Origin of the sequence: Xanthomonas sp. SI (assembly GCF_014236855.1) — a bacterium.
GTDB lineage: Bacteria > Pseudomonadota > Gammaproteobacteria > Xanthomonadales > Xanthomonadaceae > Xanthomonas_A.
Genome location: NZ_CP051261.1, coordinates 2,282,480 through 2,301,669, shown reverse-complemented (window position 1 = coordinate 2,301,669; position 19,190 = coordinate 2,282,480). Strand labels below are relative to the sequence as shown.

The 19,190-nt window shown below is 69.1% G+C and carries 10 protein-coding genes; all 10 read right to left on the bottom strand.

Annotated features, from left to right (window positions below; all coding sequences use genetic code 11):
- Positions 1-67: 67 nt before the first annotated feature.
- On the bottom strand, positions 68-2,902 hold the full coding sequence (locus HEP75_RS09515) for a TonB-dependent receptor (RefSeq protein WP_185826252.1): 2,835 nt from the start codon (positions 2,900-2,902) through the stop codon (positions 68-70).
- 313 nt (positions 2,903-3,215) lie between these two features.
- Positions 3,216-5,585, bottom strand: a complete 2,370-nt coding sequence (locus tag HEP75_RS09510; protein ID WP_185826251.1) for a Tat pathway signal protein — start codon at positions 5,583-5,585, stop codon at positions 3,216-3,218.
- Positions 5,586-6,252: 667 nt separating this feature from the next.
- Positions 6,253-6,561: a flagellar basal body rod C-terminal domain-containing protein gene (locus HEP75_RS09505; RefSeq protein WP_185813239.1), complete on the bottom strand. Its 309-nt coding sequence runs from the start codon at positions 6,559-6,561 to the stop codon at positions 6,253-6,255.
- Positions 6,562-6,601: 40 nt separating this feature from the next.
- Positions 6,602-8,146: a DUF5597 domain-containing protein gene (locus HEP75_RS09500; protein ID WP_255424095.1), complete on the bottom strand. Its 1,545-nt coding sequence runs from the start codon at positions 8,144-8,146 to the stop codon at positions 6,602-6,604.
- Between the two features lie 143 nt (positions 8,147-8,289).
- Positions 8,290-10,620 carry a S9 family peptidase gene (locus tag HEP75_RS09495; RefSeq protein ID WP_185826249.1) on the bottom strand — a complete coding sequence of 777 codons (2,331 nt, stop codon included), beginning with the start codon at positions 10,618-10,620 and terminating at the stop codon, positions 8,290-8,292.
- Between the two features lie 113 nt (positions 10,621-10,733).
- Positions 10,734-12,305, bottom strand: a complete 1,572-nt coding sequence (locus HEP75_RS09490; RefSeq protein WP_185820439.1) for an APC family permease — start codon at positions 12,303-12,305, stop codon at positions 10,734-10,736.
- 370 nt (positions 12,306-12,675) lie between these two features.
- Positions 12,676-14,502 (bottom strand): DUF885 family protein, encoded by a 1,827-nt coding sequence (locus HEP75_RS09485; RefSeq protein WP_185826248.1) that lies wholly within the window; start codon positions 14,500-14,502, stop codon positions 12,676-12,678.
- Positions 14,499-16,328, bottom strand: coding sequence for a DUF885 family protein (locus HEP75_RS09480; RefSeq protein ID WP_185826247.1), 1,830 nt, complete (start codon positions 16,326-16,328; stop codon positions 14,499-14,501). Before HEP75_RS09480 ends, HEP75_RS09485 begins: the two co-directional genes overlap by 4 nt.
- Positions 16,329-16,392: 64 nt before the next feature.
- Positions 16,393-17,601, bottom strand: a complete 1,209-nt coding sequence (locus tag HEP75_RS09475) for a Xaa-Pro peptidase family protein (RefSeq protein ID WP_185826246.1) — start codon at positions 17,599-17,601, stop codon at positions 16,393-16,395.
- A complete protein-coding gene (locus tag HEP75_RS09470; RefSeq protein ID WP_185826245.1) occupies positions 17,598-19,190 on the bottom strand; it encodes an aldehyde dehydrogenase family protein in 1,593 nt (530 codons plus the stop codon). The genes HEP75_RS09475 and HEP75_RS09470 overlap by 4 nt, the downstream gene beginning before the upstream one ends.

Here is a 19,190-nt window from a genome sequence, read left to right as displayed (position 1 = left end):
ACCGCGAGCAATGCGGCGGCGGCGCGCGGCCGCCGCCATGCCGCGGCCACGCCGCTTACCCGCAACCTCAAAACTCGGTCCTGAGCCGCGCCCAGAAGTAGCGTCCCAGCGTGTCGTAGGTGAACGCGTCGGTATTGGCCGCGCTCGCATAGCCGTAGTACTGCGGCGGCTTGCGGTTGCCGACGTTGTTGGCGCCGGCCGACAGCGTGGTGTGCAGGCTCTCGAACTTCCGGCTCAGCGAGACGTCGTGGTAGGTCACCGTGCCGACCTTGAAGTAGACGCAGCTGCCGTCGGCGGCGGTGTTCACGCAGAAGTCCTCGTAGGCGCTGCCGACCGTGGTCGGGCCGAGCAGGCGGGTGTTCCAGCTGGCGTGCCACGGCCCGTTGTCCCAGGCCAGGTTGAAGCTGGCGCGCCAGCGCGGCATGTTGCCGTAGCTGGACATCTCGCCGACGTAGTTGTGGTCGTCGCCGCTGAACTTGTAGCTGGACAGGAAGGTGGCATCGATGCCGGCCTGGAAGTTGCCCCAGGCGGTATCGCGCAACGCGTACTTGATGCCGATGTCGTAGCCGCGGATATCGACCTTGCCGCTGTTGATCGCGAACGGCACGGTCACGTTGACCAGTTGCCCGCTGGCGTTGCGCTGGATCAACGGGCAGTACGCGCTCTGGCCGTCGTAGCAGTTCTGCAGCACCTGATCCAGGCCGGTGCCGTTGATCATGTCGTCGAGGGTGACCCGCCAGCTGTCCAGGTTCACCGACAGGCCATTCGCCCAGCCCGGATCGTAGACCGCACCGACGTTGTAGGAGCGGCCCTGCTCGGGCTTGATCGCGAAGCCGGCATTGGCCGAGCCGGTGGTCAGCACGTTGAACGAAGAGGTGTTGACGAAGCTGCCGTTGGTCGGCACGTTGGCGCAGGCCGCGGCGTTGCCGCCGCCGGTATAGCCGTTGCACGGGTCGGTGTAGGTGCCGGTATCGTCCACCACCGACTTGAACGGCGAACCGTACAGGTCGCCCAGCGCCGGCGCGCGGAACACTTCCGAGCCGGTGGCGCGGATCAGCAGGTTGTCGATCGGGCGCCATTCCAGCGCGATCTTGCTGTTGGTGGTGTTGCCCCAGTAGTCGTACTTGGAATAGCGCGTGCCCAGGTTGAGGTTCAGCGCCTGCGCGCCGGGCACGTCCTTGAGCAGCGGGATCAGCACTTCGGCGTAGGCTTCCTTGATCGTCTCGTCGTGGCCCTGGTTCATGATGCAGCCGTCGTTGTAGTCGCAACCGCCTTCGGGATCGGCGGCGGCGACCGGATTGCTGGTGCCCTGCGAGAACCCGTTCTTGCGGAACGACAGCCCGAACGCGGCCTGCACCATGCCCGCCGGCATCGCGAACAGGTCGCCGTTGACGCTGGCCTCGGCGAACTTCATGGTGCTCTCGTCGATCAGGTCGACCGCGCTCTGGGTGGCCTTGATCCCGGCGATGGTCGCCGGATCGTCCGGGTTGAACACGTTGATCGGGGTACAGCCGGAGATCACGTTGCCCGGCGTGCCGCACTTGACCACGCCGTCGCTGTCCAGGAACGAGGCGCCGACCGCGTTGTTCAGCGCCGAGGTGATCGAGAAGCCGTTGCGCACCAGGGTGTCCTTGTAGCGCGCATAGCCGGCCGCCGCATCCCACTGCCAGCTGGTGTCGGCGAACTTGCCGCGCAACCCGGCCACGATGTTGGTCTGGTACATGGTGGAGGTGTAGACGCGGGTGTTGGCCGCCTCCGAGCGCAGCAGGTAGCGCGACAGCTGGCTGCCGAACGGGTTGTAGTAGTTCTGCGCGGCGTTGGGCAGCTCCAGGCCGTAGGCGGTCAGCTGCGAGGTGGTCTCGCTGCGGGTCCAGAACATGTCCAGGTAGCCCTGCACGTTCGGGGTGAAATCGAAGCTGGCGTGGGCGGAGAAGTTGGTGCGCTGCACCGGGGTGATCAGGTATTGGCCGTAATAGGAGTTATAGCCATCGGTGGCACTGTTGTAGGTGCGGAAATCGCCGGCATCGACCGCGCCGGGCGCCAGGCCGCTGTTCGGGGTCAGCACGCTGCCGTCGCCGAGGAAGGCGCGGGTGCCGTTGCCGCGGCGTTCCACCACTTGGCCATTGAGATAGTTCACCGCGGTCTTGGCGTAGCTGCGGTCTTCGTCGTATAGCGCGTTCATCGAGCTGCGGCTCAGGCCCAGGATCAGCCCGCCGCGCTCCCAGGTCTTGCCCCACTCCACGCCTACCGAACGGCGGTTGCCGTCGCCGTGGGTGCTCTGGCCGTAGTCGACGGTCGCGGCGGCGCCGTCGTACTTGTCCTTGAGGATGATGTTGACCACGCCGGCGATGGCATCGGAGCCGTACACCGAGGACGCGCCGTCGGTCAGCACCTCGATGCGTTCCACCATCGCCGCCGGGATCGCGTTGATGTCCACGCCGGGCGCGGCGGACACGCTGCTGGCCGGTCCGGCCATGCGGTGGCCATTGACCAGCACCAGGGTGCGCTCGGCGCCGAGGTTGCGCAGCGAGACCAGCGCGCGGCCGTGGCTGAAGCCGGAATTGAGCGAGATGTTGGGCATGTTGCCGGCCATCGCCGGCAGTTGCTGCAACAGCTGGCCGAGCGTGTCCTGGCCGCTGTCCTCGATCCGCTGCCGGTCGATGGTGATCACCGGGCTGGCGGTCTCCGCATCGACGCGGCGGATATGGCTGCCGGTCACCGTGACCTTTTCCAGCGTGGTGGCGGCCGCGCCATCGGCGCTGGCGTCCTGCGCCAGTGCGGCCGGCGCCGTGGCGGCCAGCGCCAGTGCGGTACAGATCGCCGCTGTCAGCGGGCCCGGCCGCTGCGCACGGCGCCACGAAGACGGGAAGAGCGGCGCAGCGCGTTCAGACAAAGACGACATCGGATTCTCCTGGGCGGCGACGCGTGGCGATCGGCAGGGCCGGCATGCCCTTCCCCGGGCTGCCATCCCCATCGCCAGCGGTCGTTGGCGGGGCGGAACAGGGCGTCGTATGCAAGGCGCGACGGCAGCGCGAGCTGCCGCCGTCACCGCTGCGTGCGGCGCTGCATCGTGCAGGAATCTCCCCCGGAGACTTCATTGCACCGACACAATGTGCGCGTACTGTGATGGCGTCGTCTTGTCGTATTTATCGGTTAAACGTGCGGAATATCGCACTGCGCGACGCGCAACGGGACATTTCCGACTTTTTCGCCACTCAGCCGTAGGCGGCCGAAATCGTCATTTCCCGCGCCGCGCCGGCGGGCACCTGCACGCGCTCGTTGCGCGGCCCCGACAAGGCCACCGCGCGCCCATCGATCAGCACCTCGCGCAGCTGCGTGCCGGCCGGCACGCGCAGGGTCAGCCAGGTCCGCGCCGGCGCCTGCGCCGGCAGGGTCAGCGTGCCGTCGATGCGCTTGCGCGCCGGATCGCCGCGCAGCGTCAGCGACACCGCGCCCCAGCGGGTCGGCGCGGCGGCGATCGCGATCTCCTCGCCGCTACCCAGCCACTCGCGCGGCAGCGCACGCGCCAGGAACAGCTCTTCGCCGGCGCTGTCCTCGAACACCAGCATCCAGCGCAGCAGCAGCGGGATGGTCATCTGCGCCGGAATGCAGAACAGCGGCATGCCGCCGGTGATGCCGCTGACCTCGCCCGCGGTCCAGCTGCCGCGCGTGTGCACGTGGTAGCGGTGCGCGTACAGGAACAGCAGGTATTCCTCGATCCGGTCCAGGCGCAACAGCTGCTGCGCGTAGCCGTAGGAAATGAAACCGAGCAGGTCGCGCCCTTCCGGCGTCGGCGGCGCGATGTTGCCGACCACGCCAAGGCTGGTGCCGCCATGGCCGCGCACACAATCGATGACCAGGTGCGCGAGGTCGTTGGGCAGCACGTCGGCCTGCAGCAGTTCGGCATAGGCGCGGTGCGGCCAGCCCTGTTCGCTGGGGCTCTCCTGCTGCAGCGACTGGCGGAAGGTCAGCTTCACTCCCGGCAGCGGGCCGATGTAGGCCGGCTTGAGGTCACGACGGATATTGGCGCGAAGGGTCTTGTGCAGTTGCGCGGTCAGTTGCTGCGCGCGCCGCTGCCACTGCGTCGCGACAGCTTGCGCGCCCGGCCCGGCGATCGCGGTCCACACTGCGGCGATGTCCTGCCAGCCGCGGATCGCCAGCGCGCTGTTGGCGTAGTACGGCTTCCACCACAGGGTCGGATCAGGGAACAGACACGCATCGGATTCGTTCCAGCCATGGATCAGGCCGTACCCGGGCGTTTTGGCTGGCAGCTTGAGGCTGGCGTCGTGCAGCTCCAGCAGCACCTGCACCGTCGCTTCGATCTTGCCGCGGTGCTTGCGCAGCAACGCCGCATCGCCGGTGTAGCGCAGGTAGCGCGCCAGCAGCGACAGGGTCAGGCCGAACTGGCCGGTCTCCGCGCCGCGCATGTTGACCATGCCGTCGTCCTGCACGAAGTCGCTGAAGTAGCCGTCCAGCACCGCCGCGGCCTGGGCGAAGCGGCCCCACTCCAGGTTCGCGTACAGCGAGCTGGTGAAGGTGTCCTGGAAGCCGTCGTATTCGTTGCCGTAGTAGTCGCGATCGACCGCGCCGTACTTCGGATAGGTGCCGCCGGGGCGCACCACCAGTTCGCGGGCGAAGGCAAAACGCGCCATGTCGCTCCAGCTGGCGTCGGGCAGTTGCGCCTGCACGGTGTCGGCAAGCAGGCCCTGCCAGTAGCCGGCGAAGGCCAGCAGGCCGCGGTAGAAGTCCTCGGCGCTGCGCGGGCCGCGCCGCGGCGGATAGTCGGGATAGCTGTAGCCGTACACCACCTTGGTCACCTGGCCGTGCTCGACCAGCGCGCTGCGGTGCCAGGTCTGCACGATGAAGCGGTCGGTGGCGAGCACGTCGGCGAACAGCAGCACGTCGTAGTAGCGGCCCTCGCCGGCCGGCACCACCTTGCGCACCGCCGGCATCCAGCCGCCGATCAGGCCTTCGTGGCGGCGCGCGACCAGCTCGGCCTTGCCCAGCTCGGGAAAGGCGTGCAACGCGCGATAGGCGCGGGTGCGCCCGTCCGGATATACCGGCATGGTGTCGGCGCATTCGCGGGTGCCGACGAAGGTGGTCCACGGCAGGCGCCCGTTGTAGTCCTTGGGATCCAGTTGCGAGGCCGGCGGCGGCGCCGCATCGCGTACTTCGTCCATGCGCGGATCGCCGTAGCGCAGCAGGCGGTCGGCGAGCAGGTCGGCTTCGGCCATTGCGACGTCGGCCAGCTTCATGCCGAAGTACGGCGCCTGCGCGCTGGGGTAGACCGCTTCGGTGCGCTTGCCGAGCACCAGCGCGCCGCCGGGGCCGAGCAGGGTCAGGTCGCCATCGGCGCTGCGCAGATCTTCGTACACCTGCCACTGCGCGCCGGCCTCGGTGAAGCGGCACTGCAGGGTGTGGCCGGCGAGCGCATCGGCGGCCAGCGGTTGCAGGCGTGGCGCCGCCGGCGCTGGCGGCGTGGCCGGCGCGGCGTTGGCGGGCGCGGCGATGCCGCCGGCCAGGGCTTCGACACCGGCGACTGCGCCGACCGCCAGCCCCTGGCGCAGGAAATCTCTCCGATCCATGTACCGTCCCCCGATGAGCAATAGCGCATCATCGTGCGCCGCAGGGACGGCGACGTCTTGTGCGCTGTGTCGAGGATCGGTGCGGAAAATTGCATAGCGTTGGGTGGAGCGACGGTGGCTGCACCGGGCTTCGCGGGTACTTTCAGGGTTAAACACGAGCAGGTGCGCGAGGCTGCGCCCGTACCCTCATCCGCCCCTGCGGGGCACCTTCTCCCCGGAGGGAGAAGGGACAGCCTTAGCCCCTCTCCCACCGGGAGAGGGGTTGGGGTGAGGGTCCGGCGCGAAAGCGTCTCGCGGAGTTTGGGCGCACGAGGCTGCGCCCGTACCCTCATCCGCCCCTTCGGGGCACCTTCTCCCGGTGGGAGAAGGAACAGCCGCTAGCCCCTCTCCCATCGGGAGAGGGGTTGGGGTGAGGGTCCGGCGCGAAAGCGTCTCGCGAAGTTGGGTGCGCGAGGCTTCGCCCGTACCCTCATCCGCCCCTGCGGGGCACCTTCTCCCGAGGGTAGAAGGGAGAGCCGCTAGCCCCTCTCCCACCGGGAGAGGGGTTGGGGTGAGGGTCCGGCGCGAAAGCGTCTCGCGGAGTTTGGGCGCACGAGGCTGCGCCCGTACCCTCATCCGCCCCTTCGGGGCACCTTCTCCCGATGGGAGAAGGAAGAGCCGCGCAGCCTCAGGCCAGGACGTCGAGCAGGCTGCCGATGGTGTCGTCAGCCGCGCGCAGTACCCGCGCGTTGGCCTGGAAATCGTTGCGTGCGGACAGCCCGCCGACCATGTCGTCGACCAGGTCGCTGCCCTCGCCGCCCGCCGCCTGCACCTGCACGCTCACGCCGCCGCCGGGCGCTTCCTGGTTGGCCGTGACCTGGCGCTGGAAGCCTTCGGTGGCGGCGTTGGCGACATTGTTCGCGCGCGCCTGCAGGCCGGATGCGGCGGCGCGCATGCCGGACAGGGCGATCGAGGACACCGAGGCGATGGAACTCATGCGCGTTTGCTCGTCGGGCGGCCGCACTGCGGCCGCAAGGTCAGTAGGTTCCCACGGTCACCCGCAGCACGTAGGGATCGCTGCGCCGGAAGTTGAGCCCGTAGTCGGTCTCGTCGCCGTTCAACAGGCGCACGAACCGCCACTGGCCATCGACATAGCGGCCCTGCTCCACGCGCAGCAGTTGCCCGTACTTGCCATCGGCCCGGTCGCGCACAAATTCAACGCGGGAGTTGAAACCTGTGACCAGGAACACGTTCGGCTGCAGTTCCTGCACCAGCACGCGACCATCGTGCTGCGGCGTGCCGGGCAGGAGCGCCGGCGCCTCGCCCCAGCCCGGCGCGCCGAACGACACCTGCGCCTGCCAGGGCCCGAAGCGCAGGCTCTGCTTGGGCACCCCCGCCTTCTCCACCGCCGCCTGCAAGGTGCCGGCGAAGGCGCCGGCGGCCAGTTCGCGCTGCAACGGCGCGAGCAGCCCGAAGCCGGCCGCATGCGCGGCGATCGCAGCCTGGTTCTCCGGCGTGTCCTCGTTGCCATCGATGCCGAACACCGAGAAACCGATGCCGCCGCGGCCGAGCACGTGGAAGTGGTACGGCGCGGTGGCTGCCTCGAAACCGGTCTCCGAGACCCAGGCCGGGTTGTCGGCGCGCGCGTACTGGCCGACCACCTTGGTGTATTCGTCGTAGTCGCTGGTGTAGATGTCGGTGCCGATGAAGTCGATCGCCGGCGTGGCCAGGCGCCACAGTTCGAACACGTTCCAGGTGGCGCCGCCGGCCGGGTATTCCTCGCCGGGCTTGGTGCGGCCCTTGTAGCGCAGCCAGGTGTTCACGTACAGCGGCAGCGGGTACGCGGCCTTGCCTGCGGCGGCGACCTGCTGGATGTAGCTGGCGTTGCTCCAGGCGCTGAACATCTCCTCGGCATCGCTTCCGAACACCTGACTCCAGCTGCCGGCCGGCTTGCCCAGCCGCTGCAGCACTTCCGCCGGCACCGCGGCATCGAACGCGCGCTCGCCGGCGTCGCCATGGTCGCGCACGGTGCCGATCGCGCCGGGCTCGTTCTGCACCTGCACCGCGATCACCGTGTAGCGGCCGGCGTCGATCTTGCGCAGGTGCTGCATCAGCGCGGCGAAGGCGCGCGCGTCGGCCTGCACATTGGCCGGCGCATGCGGCGACAACACATCCACCGGCTCGCCCTTGGCGTCGCGCATGCGCGGATACGTGGCCGGATCGCGCTTGATCCATTCCGGCACGTAGTGCATCTGCCCGTTCTTCCAGGTGCCGAACCACAGCACGATCAAACGCAGCCCGCGCGCGCGGCTCTGCTCGACCAGCGCGTCGACGTTGCGGTAGTCGTAGCGGCCCGGCTCCGGCTCGAACTGTTCCCAGTACACCGGCGCCTCGACCGTGTTCGCATGCAGCGCCTGCACCGCGTCCAAGGCCTGCGGCAACACCTGCGGCCAGGCGCTGGAGTTGTGCAGCTGCGCGGCCATGATGCTGTACGGCGCGCCATCGACGAACAGCGCGTGGTGGCCGTCGCGGCTGACGTAGCGCGGCATGTCTTCGGCGTGGGCGAGCAGCGGCAGCAGCATGGCCAGCACGGCGTAGCGCACCAATGAGGCCGTTTTTTGTAGGAGCGGCTTCAGCCGCGACACCGGCGCCGAATGGATTCTGGTTTCGGAAACATCTGTCGCGGCTGAAGCAGCTCCTACAAAGGCGTGCGGATGGCGTTCGATCATTTCGCTCCTCCTGCGGAAATCGCATTCCAGCGCGGCGTCTGCGCGCCCAGCAGATGCCGTACGAAGAAGTCGTACTGGCGCCGCTGCACGTAATCGATCGGGCCAGTAGAGCGGCCTACCGTGTGCTCGCCGCCGGGCACGTTCAACAGGTCGAAATCCTTGCCGGCCTTGATCAAGGCATCCACCACCTGCGCGGTCGAGGCCGGATCGACGTTGCTGTCCTGCTCGCCGACGATCAGCAGCAATTCGCCACGCAGTTTGGCCGCGTTGTCCACGCCGGAGGCGGCGGCGTAGCTGGCGTCCACCGGCCAGCCCATCCATTGCTCGTTCCAGCTGATCTTGTCCATGCGGTTGTCGTAGCAGCCGGCGAACGCCACGCCCACCTTGTAGAAGTCCGGATGCCGTTCCAGCGCGCCGAGCGTGCTCTGCCCGCCGGCCGAGGCGCCGTAGATGCCGATGCGGGAGATGTCGTAGGACGGGTCCTTGGCCGCCAGCGCCTTGTGCCAGGCGATGCGATCGGGGAAGCCGGAATCGCCGAGGTTCTTCCAGGCCACGTCGTGGAACGCCTTGGAGCGGTTGGCGGTGCCCATGCCGTCGATCATCACCACGATGAAGCCCAGGTCGGCCTGCGCCTGCATGCCGATCTGCTTGTCGCCGCCGGAGTGGTAGCCGAACGGCCAGAAGGTCTTGGGCACGAAACTGTCGTGCGGGCCGGCGTAGATGTTCTCGATCACCGGGTATGTCTTGTGCGGGTCGTAGTCGCGCGGGCGCACCACCATGCCCCAGATGTCGGTGCGACCGTCGCGGCCCTTGGCCACGAAGGTCTGCGGCGCGCGCCAGCCGGCGGCCTGCAGCTTGCCGATGTCGCCGCGCTCCACCACCTGCAGCAGCGTGCCGTCGATGGCGTGCAACTCCATCAGCGGCGGCAGGTCCGGGCGCGAATAGGTGTCCACGTAATGGCGGCCGTCGTCGGCGATGGCCACGTCGTGGTCGGCGTCGGCGGTGGTCAGCCGGGTCAGGTGGCGGCCGTCGAAATCCACCGCGAACAGCTGCCGGTAGTACGGGTCCTTGCCCGCATCCATGCCACTGGCGGAAAACCAGATGCGGCGCTGCGCGTCGTCCACGCGCAGCACGTCGCGCACGATCCATTCGCCCTTGGTGACCTGCGCCTTGACCTTGCCGCTTTCGCCATCGAACAGATAGAGATGGCGCCAGCCGTCGCGTTCGGAGATCCACAGGATCTCCTTGCCGAGTCCGTCCACGTCGTGGCGATAGCTGCGGTCGGCGTAGACGAAGGTCCTGGCGTCCTCGCCCACCGCCACGCGCGCGCGGCCGCTGGCCGCGTCCACCGCGATCGCGCGCATGCGCTGGAAGCCGCGCTGCACGTAGTCGAACACGAAGCTGCGGCCGTCGGTGCGCCACTGGATCGGCGACAGCTGGTACGGATTGGCGAACAGCGCATCGTCGATGGCGATGCGCCGCGCGCCGGCGCCCGCGGACACGCCGGCGAGATCGAACAGCACCGGCCGCTCGATATCCACCGCGTCGCCGGGCTTGGGATACAGCTGGGTACGCACGCGCGGCTGGCCGCCGCCAGGCGGCGCCGCCTCCACCCGCGTCACCCGCCGCGCGAAACCCGGACGCACCTTGTACAGCGCAAGCCGCTGCGAATCCGGGGACCAGGCCAGCGTTTCCGGATCGTAGAAATCGTCGGCGCGACCGTCGTCGCTCAGGCGCAGCACGTGGCCGTCGGCGACGCTGCGCAGCACGATATCGTGACCGTCGGCGAACGCATCCCAGCGCCCGTCCGGCGAACGCCGCGGCGTGTTGTCGGCGGCCACCGCCGGATCGCGGACCACGCCGAAGCCGCGCGGCCGCGGCTGCGGGCCGGCATCGGCGCGCGCACAGACATAGTCGGCGAGCGTGCAGCGCCACGGCGCGTAGTCGATCTGGAACACGATCGCGGCGTTGTCGCGGCCGGCGTCGGCCGCATAGCTGAAGCGGTCGAACGGCAGCCGCAGCGCCGGGTACTCGGTCCCGGTCGCGGCGCTCAGCCCACGCGCCAGCCGCAGCGCATCGAACGCCGGCTGCTTGCTTTGCGTGGCCACGTCCTCGCGCACGAAGGCGAAGCCGCCGGGCACCGTCTTGCGGTAATAGAACGTGCCGTCGTCGCGCCATTGCGCCGGCCAGGCGACGTTCTCGGTCAGCGTCATCCACGCCTCGCGCAGGCCGAGCGAGCGCTGGTAGTCGGCGGCACTGGGCGCGGCCTGGGCATGGCCGGCGAAGGACACCGCGGCCAGCACGATCGATGCAGCGAATCTGTTCATTGCGTTCCCATTCCCCCTGAAACAGCTTTTTTTGTAGGAGCGGCTTCAGCCGCGACAGGATGTGTCAGCAAGTCTGTCGCGGCTGAAGCCGCTCCTACACAAGCGCGCACACCCTATTCCCCGTCGTCCTCTTCCAGCGCCAGCTCGTCGCTGCGCAACCCGGTGCGCGCGCCCCAGTGGTAGCAACCGAACGCGATCACCGCCACGCTCAGCGTGTCCCACGGATGCGCGATCTGGCCGGTGCCGCCGAAGGTGCCCAGGTAGGACACCAGCAACACCAGCACGAAGAACCCGATCAGCCACAGCGCGCCGCGCACCTGCCGCCACAGCTGCGCGCGTCCGGCCGCGCTCGGCAGCCGGTACAGCACATACAGCGCGAACATCGCGACCTGCAGGCCGAGCAGCCACGACAGCGTGTTCCAGGTGGACCAGTAGACGATCAGCGCGGCGACGATGAACGACAGCGGCCCGAGCACGGCGAAGCCGCGCAGCAGGAACGGCCGCGGCAGCTGCGGCGCACTGCGGCGCAGCGCGGCCACGGTCACCGGCGCCACCGCATAGCTCAGCACCAGCGCCGCCGACACCACCTGGATCAGCGTCTCCCACGACGGGAACGGCAGGGTCCAGAACACCGACAGCGCCAGGCTCAGCCACAGCGCCGGACGCGGGATGCCGGACTTGGCGTCGACCCGGGTCAGCACCGACAGGAAGCCGCCGCTGCGCGCCCAGCCGTAGACCACGCGCGGCGTGGCGTTCATGTAGATGTTGCCGGTGCCGCTGGGCGAGATCATCGCATCGCAGATCACCAGCGCCGCCAGCCAGCCCATGCCCAGGGCGAGTGCGATGTCGTGGTACGGCAGCGCGAACGCCTTGTCGATACCGCCCCAGCCCTGGGTCAGGTACGCGGCCGGCACGCTGCCCAGGAACGCCAGCTGCAGCAGCACGTAGATGACCGTGGACAGCGCCACCGACAGGATCAGCGCGATGGGGATGTTGCGCTGCGGATCGCGTACCTCGCTGGCCACCGACACGATCGGGGTCAACCCCAGGTAGGCGAAGATGATGCCGCCGGCCGAGATCGCCGCCTCCACGCCGGCCGCACCCGATGGCGCGAAGCCCTGCACGTGCAGGTTCTGCGGATTGAAGTGGGCCATCAGCAGCACGATCACCAGCACCGGCACCAGGAACTTGAACACGCTGACGATGTTGTTGGCGGTGGCGAAGGTCTTGACGCTGAAGTAGTTGAGCAGGAAGAACGCCACCAGCAGCGCCAACTGCAGCAGCCAGCCGGCCACGCTGGGATGGGTGCTGCCGGCCTGGTTCAACGACGGGAACCAGGCGGCGGCGTACTGCCGCGCCGCCTCGACCTCGATCGCGATCAGGCTGGAGAACGCGATCAGGGTGATGAAGCCCATCAGCCAGCCGAGCAGCGCGCCGTGCGAGTACTCCGGGTAGCGCACCACCCCGCCGGCACGCGGCAGCGCCGCGCCCAGTTCGCAATAAACCAGCCCCAGCAGCAGCACCGCCACGCCACCGGCGATCCACGACACGATGCCGGCCGGGCCGGCGATGGCCGACACATGGCTGGCCGAGAACAGCCAACCGGAGCCGAAGATCGAACCGAGCCCGATGAAGGTCAGGTCGGTCAGGCTCAGACGCTTGTGGAACTTGCCTTGTGTGGTCATGGTGCCCCCGTTTGAAAGGTTGTAGCCGATTCCCAACTACCTGCAGCTGTCCCCTTCTCCCCCCGGGAGAAGGTGCCCCGAAGGGGCGGATGAGGGTCCGGGCGCAGCCTCGTGTCGTTTCGATCGCATGAGGCTTCGCGCCGTACCCTCACCCCAACCCCTCTCCCGGGGGGAGAGGGGCTTCAAGCGATGCATCCAGGTGCTTCCTGCTCCAATTGCAAGCTTCCCTGCCCCCTTCTCCCTCCGGGAGAAGGTGCCCCGAAGGGGCGGATGAGGGTACGGACGAAGCCTCGTGTCGTTACGACTGCATGAGGCTTCGCGCCGCACCCTCACCCCAGCCCCCTCCCGGGGGAGAGGGGCTTCAGCATGCCTACTGCTTTGACGCCTCCTGCGCCCACGGCGACTTCCCGCCCTCTGCGATGAACCGATCGATGCGCTGCTCCAGCACCGGCAGCGGCACCGAGCCGGTTTCCAGGATCGCGTCGTGGAAGGCGCGGATGTCGAATTTCTCGCCCAGCGCGGCCTCGGCCTTGCGCCGCAACTCGATGATCTTCAACTCGCCCAGGTAGTAGGACAGCGCCTGCCCCGGCCAGGCGATGTAGCGATCGACTTCGGTGGTGACCTCGTGCTGGCTCAGCGCGGTGTTGTCGCGCAAATAGGCCTGCGCCTGCTCGCGGGTCCAGCCGTAGTGGTGGATGCCGGTGTCGATCACCAGCCGGCATGCGCGCCACATCTGGTAGGTCAGGTAGCCGAAGCGGTCGTACGGCGTGTCGTACAGGCCCATCTCCTGCCCCAGGTACTCCGAATACACCGCCCAGCCTTCGCCGTAGGCGGAGATGAAGGTGTAGCGACGGAAGTCCGGCAGGTTGTCCTGCTCGGCCGCCAGCGGCATCTGCAGCGCGTGGCCGGGCGAGGACTCGTGCAGGGTCAGCGCGGTCAGGTTGTACAGCGGGCGCGACGGCAGGTCGTAGGTGTTGACCAGGTAGATGCCGGGGCCGCCGCGGCCGCCGGTGTAGAACGGCGCCAGCTCCGCCGGCACCGGTTCGATCGCGAAGCGGCGCCGCGGCAGGCGGCCGATATAGTCGCCGACCTTGGCGTCCACCCGCTTGGCGATCCAGGCCGCGTCCTTCAGCAATTCCTCCGGGGTCTTGGCATAGAACCGCGGATCGGTGCGCATGTAGTTCAGGAACGCGGGGAAGGTCTGCTGCCCGGCTGGCGTCTTGAAGCCGCTGTCGGCGATGGTCTGGTCCATCTCCTTGCGCAGGCGCGCCACTTCCTTCAGGCCGACTTCGTGGATCTGCTCCGGGGTCATGTCCAGCGTGGTGTATTCGCGGATCTGCGCACGGTAGTAGGCCGCGCCATCGGGTACCGACTCGATGGCCAGCGCCGGACGCGTCTTGGGCAGGTATTCCTCGCGCATGAAGCGCAGCAGCTTGGCGTAGGCGGGCGCCACCTGCTTGGCGATGGTCGCTTGCGCCTGCGCACGCAGTTGCGCCTGCACCGCGGCGGGAATCGTCGCCGGCATCTGCTTGAAGGGGGCGTAGAACAGGTTGCTCTCGCCCTGCGCCTGCGCGACTTCGGCGATCGACTCGGTGCGGCCGTCGAGGGTGACCTTCGGCTGCGCGAAACCGCGCGCCAGGCCGGCACGCATGTTGCCGATCTGCTCGTCGAAATAGCGCGGAATGTCGGCCAGCTGGCCGAGGTAGCGCTGGTAGTCCTCGCGGCTATGCAGGGTGCTGCGCGCGGTGAAGCCCAGGTCGCTCCAGAACGCGCTGTCGCTGTTGAACGGCATCTCCCAGGCACGGAAGTGCTGCTGGTCGAGCAACACCTGCAACTGCTGCCGGTAGACCTGGTAGTTCACCTGGTCCTGCGCCGACAGCTGCGCCGGGTCGATCGCCTCCAGCTCGCGCAGCGCCTGCTGCCAATACGCGGTGCGCTGATCCTGCGTGGCCGGATCCACCTTCGGCAGATGGTCGGCGGCCTCGCCCTGGCTGTCTTCGTCGTCGGCGCCGGCGGACTGCTGCTGGCGCCATTTCCACTCGCGCAGGTACAGCGCCTTGAAGCGTGCGCCGGCGTCGCTGCTGGCGGCGGCGGCCGCAGATCGCGCGGGTTCGGCGGCAGTGGCGACGCCCTGCCCTGCCAGCGCGCACAGCATGGCCAGCAGCAGCGGCGCACGGAGTCGGGAGTTCGGGCTCATTGCGGTTTCTCCGAAGTGGTGGATGCGCCGGCCTTGGCCTGCGCGATCCAGGCGTCGATGCGTGCATCGAGCAGGTCCAGCGGCATCGCGCCGCCGCCGAGGATCTGGTCGTGGAAGGCGCGGATGTCGAAGCCTGCGCCGAGTTCGCGTTTGGCCTTTTCGCGCAGCGCCAGGATGTCCAGCTCGCCGAGCTTGTAGCCCAGCGCCTGGCCCGGCCACACGATGTAGCGGTCCGTCTCGGCCTGGATGCTGGGTTCGTCGTCGGACGGATGCGCGTGGAAGAAATCGATCATCTGCTGCCGGGTCCAGCGCTTGTAGTGCACGCCGGTGTCCAGCACCAGGCGGTTGGCGCGCAGCAGTTCGCCGGCCAGGCGCCCGTAGTCGCTGTACGGGTCCTTGTAGAAGCCCACGTCCTTGCCCAGCCGCTCGGCATACAGCGCCCAGCCTTCGACGTAGGCGTTGTAGCTGGATTGCTGGCGGAACGGCGGCAACGGCAGGCTCTGCGCGAGCGAGATCTGCAGGTGATGGCCGGGCACGCCTTCGTGATACGCGGTGGCCTCGATGTTGACCAGGGTGCGCTGCGCGTAGTCGCTGGTGTTGACCATCACCAGCGCCGGCTTGCTGCCTTGCGCATCGCTCTGCCAGTACTCGGCGCCCGGCGCGGTGCTGCGGAACTCGGCCATCGCGCGCACCTCCAGCGGCGTCTTCGGCAATTTGCCGAACAGCTTGGGCAACTGCGGCTGCATCTGCGCGATGTCGTCGCGGTAGCGCTGCAGGATCTGCTCGCGCGAACTGGCGAAGAACTTGCGCTCGCGCGCCACCGCCTTGCGCAGCGCAGGCAGGTCGGCATAGCCGAGCTGCTTGGCGATGGCGCTCATCTCGCCTTCGATGCGCGCCACTTCGGCCAGGCCGATCTGGTGGATCTGCTCGGGCGACTTGTCGGTGGTGGTCTGGGTATGGATCGCGTAGCGGTAGCGGCGCTCGCCATCGGGCAGCGACCACAGCCCTTCCTGCGCGCGGCCCTGCGGCGCGTATTCGTCGGCGACGAAATCGGCCAGCTTGGCGTAGGCTGGACGCACCTGCTGGTCGATCGCCGCGAGCATCGCATCGCGCAGGCGCGCGCGCTCGGCCGCCGGCACCGCATCGGGAAAATTCTTCAGCGGCAACGCGAACGGACTGTCGGCGCCGGCCGGCGCGGCGATCGCGCGCACCTGCTCCGGGATCCGCTCGAGCAGATATTTCGGCTGTACCAGCCCGTCCTTGGCACCGGCGCGCGACAGCGCCACGACCTGGTCGAGCAAGGCCGGGATCGCCTGCAGGCGCTTGATGTAGTCCTCGTAGTCCTTGACGCTGGCGAACGGGAACGCCTGCGCGTAGCCCGGCAGCGTCAGCTGGATGCCGCCGACCGGCTCCAGCGGCATCTCGTCGTTCTTCAGCGCGATCGCTTCCAGCCGATCGCGCAACTGGCGCAGCATCATCTGCAGGCTAAGTTGATCCTGCGCCGACAGCGCCTTGCCGTCGATCGCCTCGAAACGCTTCAGGAAATCCGCGGTCGCTTGCTGCTCGGCCTGCAACGCCGCCGGCGAATAATCGCTCCAGCGGTCGTTGTAGCGCGTGTCGCCGATGATGCTGGCGAACTCCGGATGGTGTTCGAGCTGGTACTGCCACTGCGCGTCGAGCAAGGCGGCGAAGGCTTGAGCCGGCTGTTGCTTCGGCGCGCCCGCCGCGGCCGCCGGCTGCGGCGACGCGGGCGGCGTGGCCGGCTGGCAGGCGGCCAGCACCGCCGCGGCCAGCGCGCAGGGGACGAACAGGCGGGCGAATCTCATCGACGGACTCCGGTAAGCGAATGGAACCTCTGCGGCGGCGCCGCGCCGGCGGCCGCCGCCTGCATCAGGCGAACGGCCGGTCGATCGCCGGCGACGGCGGCGTGAACCACTGCGCGCCGTGTTCGGTGACGTAGAAATGGTCTTCCAGGCGCACGCCGAACTCGCCCGGCACCACGATCATCGGTTCGTTGCTGCAGCACATGCCCGGCGCCAGCGGCAACGCATTGCCGCGCACCAGGTACGGCGCCTCGTGGATGCTCATGCCGCAGCCATGGCCGGTGCGGTGCGGCAATCCCGGCAGGCGATAGTCCGGGCCCAGACCCGCCGCCTGCAGCACATCGCGCGCCGCCTGGTCCACCGCGGCGCAACTCACGCCCGGACGCACCGCGGCGAACGCGGCCGCCTGTGCATCGTGCTCCAGCTGCCAGATGCGCCGCTGCTTCTCGCTCGGCTCGCCGAAGATGTAGGTGCGGGTGATGTCGGAGTGGTAGCCGTGCACGGTGCAGCCGGTGTCGATCAGCACCAGTTCGCCCGGCCGCAACGCCTGCACCCCGGGGATGCCGTGCGGGTACGCGGTGGCATGCCCGAACTGCACGATGCAGAAGGTGGAACCGTTGTCGGCACCGAGCGCGCGATGCGCCTGGTCGATGAAGCGCACCAGTTCGGCGGTGGTGATGCCTTCGTGGATCAGCCCGGCGGCCAACCGCTGCACCTGCAGGGTCATGTCGCAGGCCTGCTGCATCAACGCCAGTTCCGCCACCGACTTGCGCATGCGGCAGCCGTCGACGATCGGCGTCGCGTCGCGGATCGCGACCCGGTCCAGCACCGCGCTCAGCCCGCTGTGCACGGCGAAGGCGATGCCCGGATCCAGCGCCAGCGCCTGCGCGCCGAGTTCGCTCAATGCCTCGGCGACCAGCCCATGCGGGTCCTCGTGTTCTTCCCACAGCCGCTTGCGCACCGGGATGCGCAGCACCGCGTCCAGCGAGCCTTCCTCGAATGCCGGGCAGATCAGCAGCGGATCGCCTTCGGCGGTCAGCAGCATCGCCACCAGGCGCTCGCTGGCGCCCCACGGCACGCCGGTGAAATAACGCAGCGAGGCGCCGGCGCCGATCAGCAGCGCATCGACGCCCTGCGCGCGCAGAAACTCGCGCGCCCGCGCCAGCCGCTGCTGGTATTCCTGCGGCTGGATCGGCGGCGCCTGGGTCGGCCATGGCGCCAGCTGCGCCTGCGCCATGGCCAGGCTCAACCCGCCGATCTGCGCGGATGCGCTCATGCCGCGCGCTCCACGTCGGCCACGCTCCACTGGCCGTCGATCAGGCGCTGCACGCCGCCGGGATTGCGGTCGCGCAGCAGTTCCGGCAACAACGCATCGGGCAGGCCGTCGTAGCTGTGCAGCGCGGCGAAGCGACGGATCGCCGCCGGCATGCCGACCGCGGTGAAGCCAGGATGGCCGGTGCTCGGGTACGGACCGCCGTGATTCATCGCCGCACTGACCGCCACGCCGGTCGGCATCTTGTTGCAGATCAGGCGCCCCACCCGCGGCCGCAGCGCGGCGGCCAGCGCGGCGAACATTACGTCGTCGCTGCCGTCGGCGGCACGGTACACGGTGCCGGTGAGGTTGCCCTCCAGGCTGTGCGCCAGCGCGGTCATCTGCGCCAGGCCGGCGGCGCGCACCACCAGGCTGACCGGGCCGAACGCCTCGGTCTGCAGCGCCTCGGGCTGTTGCAGGAAGTCCTGCGCCGACACCGCCAGCAGGGTCGGCGCGTGCCGATAGCCCGGCTCCGGCGCGGCGTCGCCGCCGGCCAGCACGCTGGCGCCGGCATTGCGCAACGTGGCCACGCCGCGCTGCAGGTGCTCGAGCACGCCGCGCGAGAACAGCAGGCTCGGCGCCGCGCCAGCGAAGTGCGCGCTGGCCGCGGCGACGAACGCATCGCCGTCCTCGCCCTCGGGCACCACCACGATGCCGGGATTGGTGCAGAACTGGCCGCTGCCCATCGTGCACGAGGCGAAGAATTCCTGCGCCAGCGCGGTACCGCGTTCGGCCAGCACGCCCGGCAGCAGGAACACTGGATTGACGCTGGACAGCTCGACGTACGCCGGCACCCCGGCACGGTCGGCCGCGGCCTTCAGCGCCAGCCCGCCGGCACGGCTGCCGGTGAAGCCGATCGCGCCCAGCCGCGGATCGCCGGCCAGTTCCAGGCCCAGCGTGTTGTCGAAGTGGTACAGCAACTGCACCGCCGCGGCCGGCAGGCCGTTGTCCAGCAGGGCCTGGTGCGCGAGCTGCGCCAGGCGCTGGCTGGTGGCCGGATGCGACGGATGCGCCTTGGCGATGACCGGATTGCGCGCGGCGATGGCCGAAGCGAAATCGCTGCCGGCCACCGCGTTGAACGCGAACGGGAAATTGTTCGGGCCGAACACCAGCACCGGCTTGTGCAGCGGTCCCAGCTGCGCGCGCAGCCCGGCCGCGGTATCGATCACCGGCTGCGTCCAGCTATGGCTGCGCACCGCCTGCGCGGCCTGGCGCAGCTGCCCGCTGGCGCGCGGCAACTCCACCTTGGCCAGGCGCGGTTCCACCGGCAGGCCGGTCTCGGCATGCGCCAGCGCGACCAACTGCTCCACGTCGGCATCGATCGCCGCGGCGTAGCTGTCGAGGAATCCGGCGATGCGCTCGGGCGCTGCCGCGGCCAGCGCGTCGGCGACCAGCACCGCCGCGCTCAGCGCCGCTTCCAGATCGGCGGCGCCGCTGACCGGGAACTCCGGTCCGAACGCATTCCCGTCGCGTGGATCCTCGGCGCGGAAGCTGCCGCGCGCTTCCAGCGACGGCTGCCAATGGCCGGCAAGCAACAGCGGCTGCATGCTCAT

Excerpts from the sequence above, each read along its gene's own strand:
- HEP75_RS09515 (WP_185826252.1), bottom strand. The coding sequence starts at position 2,902 with ATGTCGTCTTTGTCTGAACGCGCTGCGCCGCTCTTCCCGTCTTCGTGG.
- HEP75_RS09510 (WP_185826251.1), bottom strand. The coding sequence starts at position 5,585 with ATGGATCGGAGAGATTTCCTGCGCCAGGGGCTGGCGGTCGGCGCAGTC.
- HEP75_RS09505 (WP_185813239.1), bottom strand. The coding sequence starts at position 6,561 with ATGAGTTCCATCGCCTCGGTGTCCTCGATCGCCCTGTCCGGCATGCGC.
- HEP75_RS09500 (WP_255424095.1), bottom strand. The coding sequence starts at position 8,146 with ATGCTGCTGCCGCTGCTCGCCCACGCCGAAGACATGCCGCGCTACGTC.
- HEP75_RS09495 (WP_185826249.1), bottom strand. The coding sequence starts at position 10,620 with ATGAACAGATTCGCTGCATCGATCGTGCTGGCCGCGGTGTCCTTCGCC.
- HEP75_RS09490 (WP_185820439.1), bottom strand. The coding sequence starts at position 12,305 with ATGACCACACAAGGCAAGTTCCACAAGCGTCTGAGCCTGACCGACCTG.
- HEP75_RS09485 (WP_185826248.1), bottom strand. The coding sequence starts at position 14,502 with ATGAGCCCGAACTCCCGACTCCGTGCGCCGCTGCTGCTGGCCATGCTG.
- HEP75_RS09480 (WP_185826247.1), bottom strand. The coding sequence starts at position 16,328 with ATGAGATTCGCCCGCCTGTTCGTCCCCTGCGCGCTGGCCGCGGCGGTG.
- HEP75_RS09475 (WP_185826246.1), bottom strand. The coding sequence starts at position 17,601 with ATGAGCGCATCCGCGCAGATCGGCGGGTTGAGCCTGGCCATGGCGCAG.
- HEP75_RS09470 (WP_185826245.1), bottom strand. The coding sequence starts at position 19,190 with ATGAGCATGCAGCCGCTGTTGCTTGCCGGCCATTGGCAGCCGTCGCTG.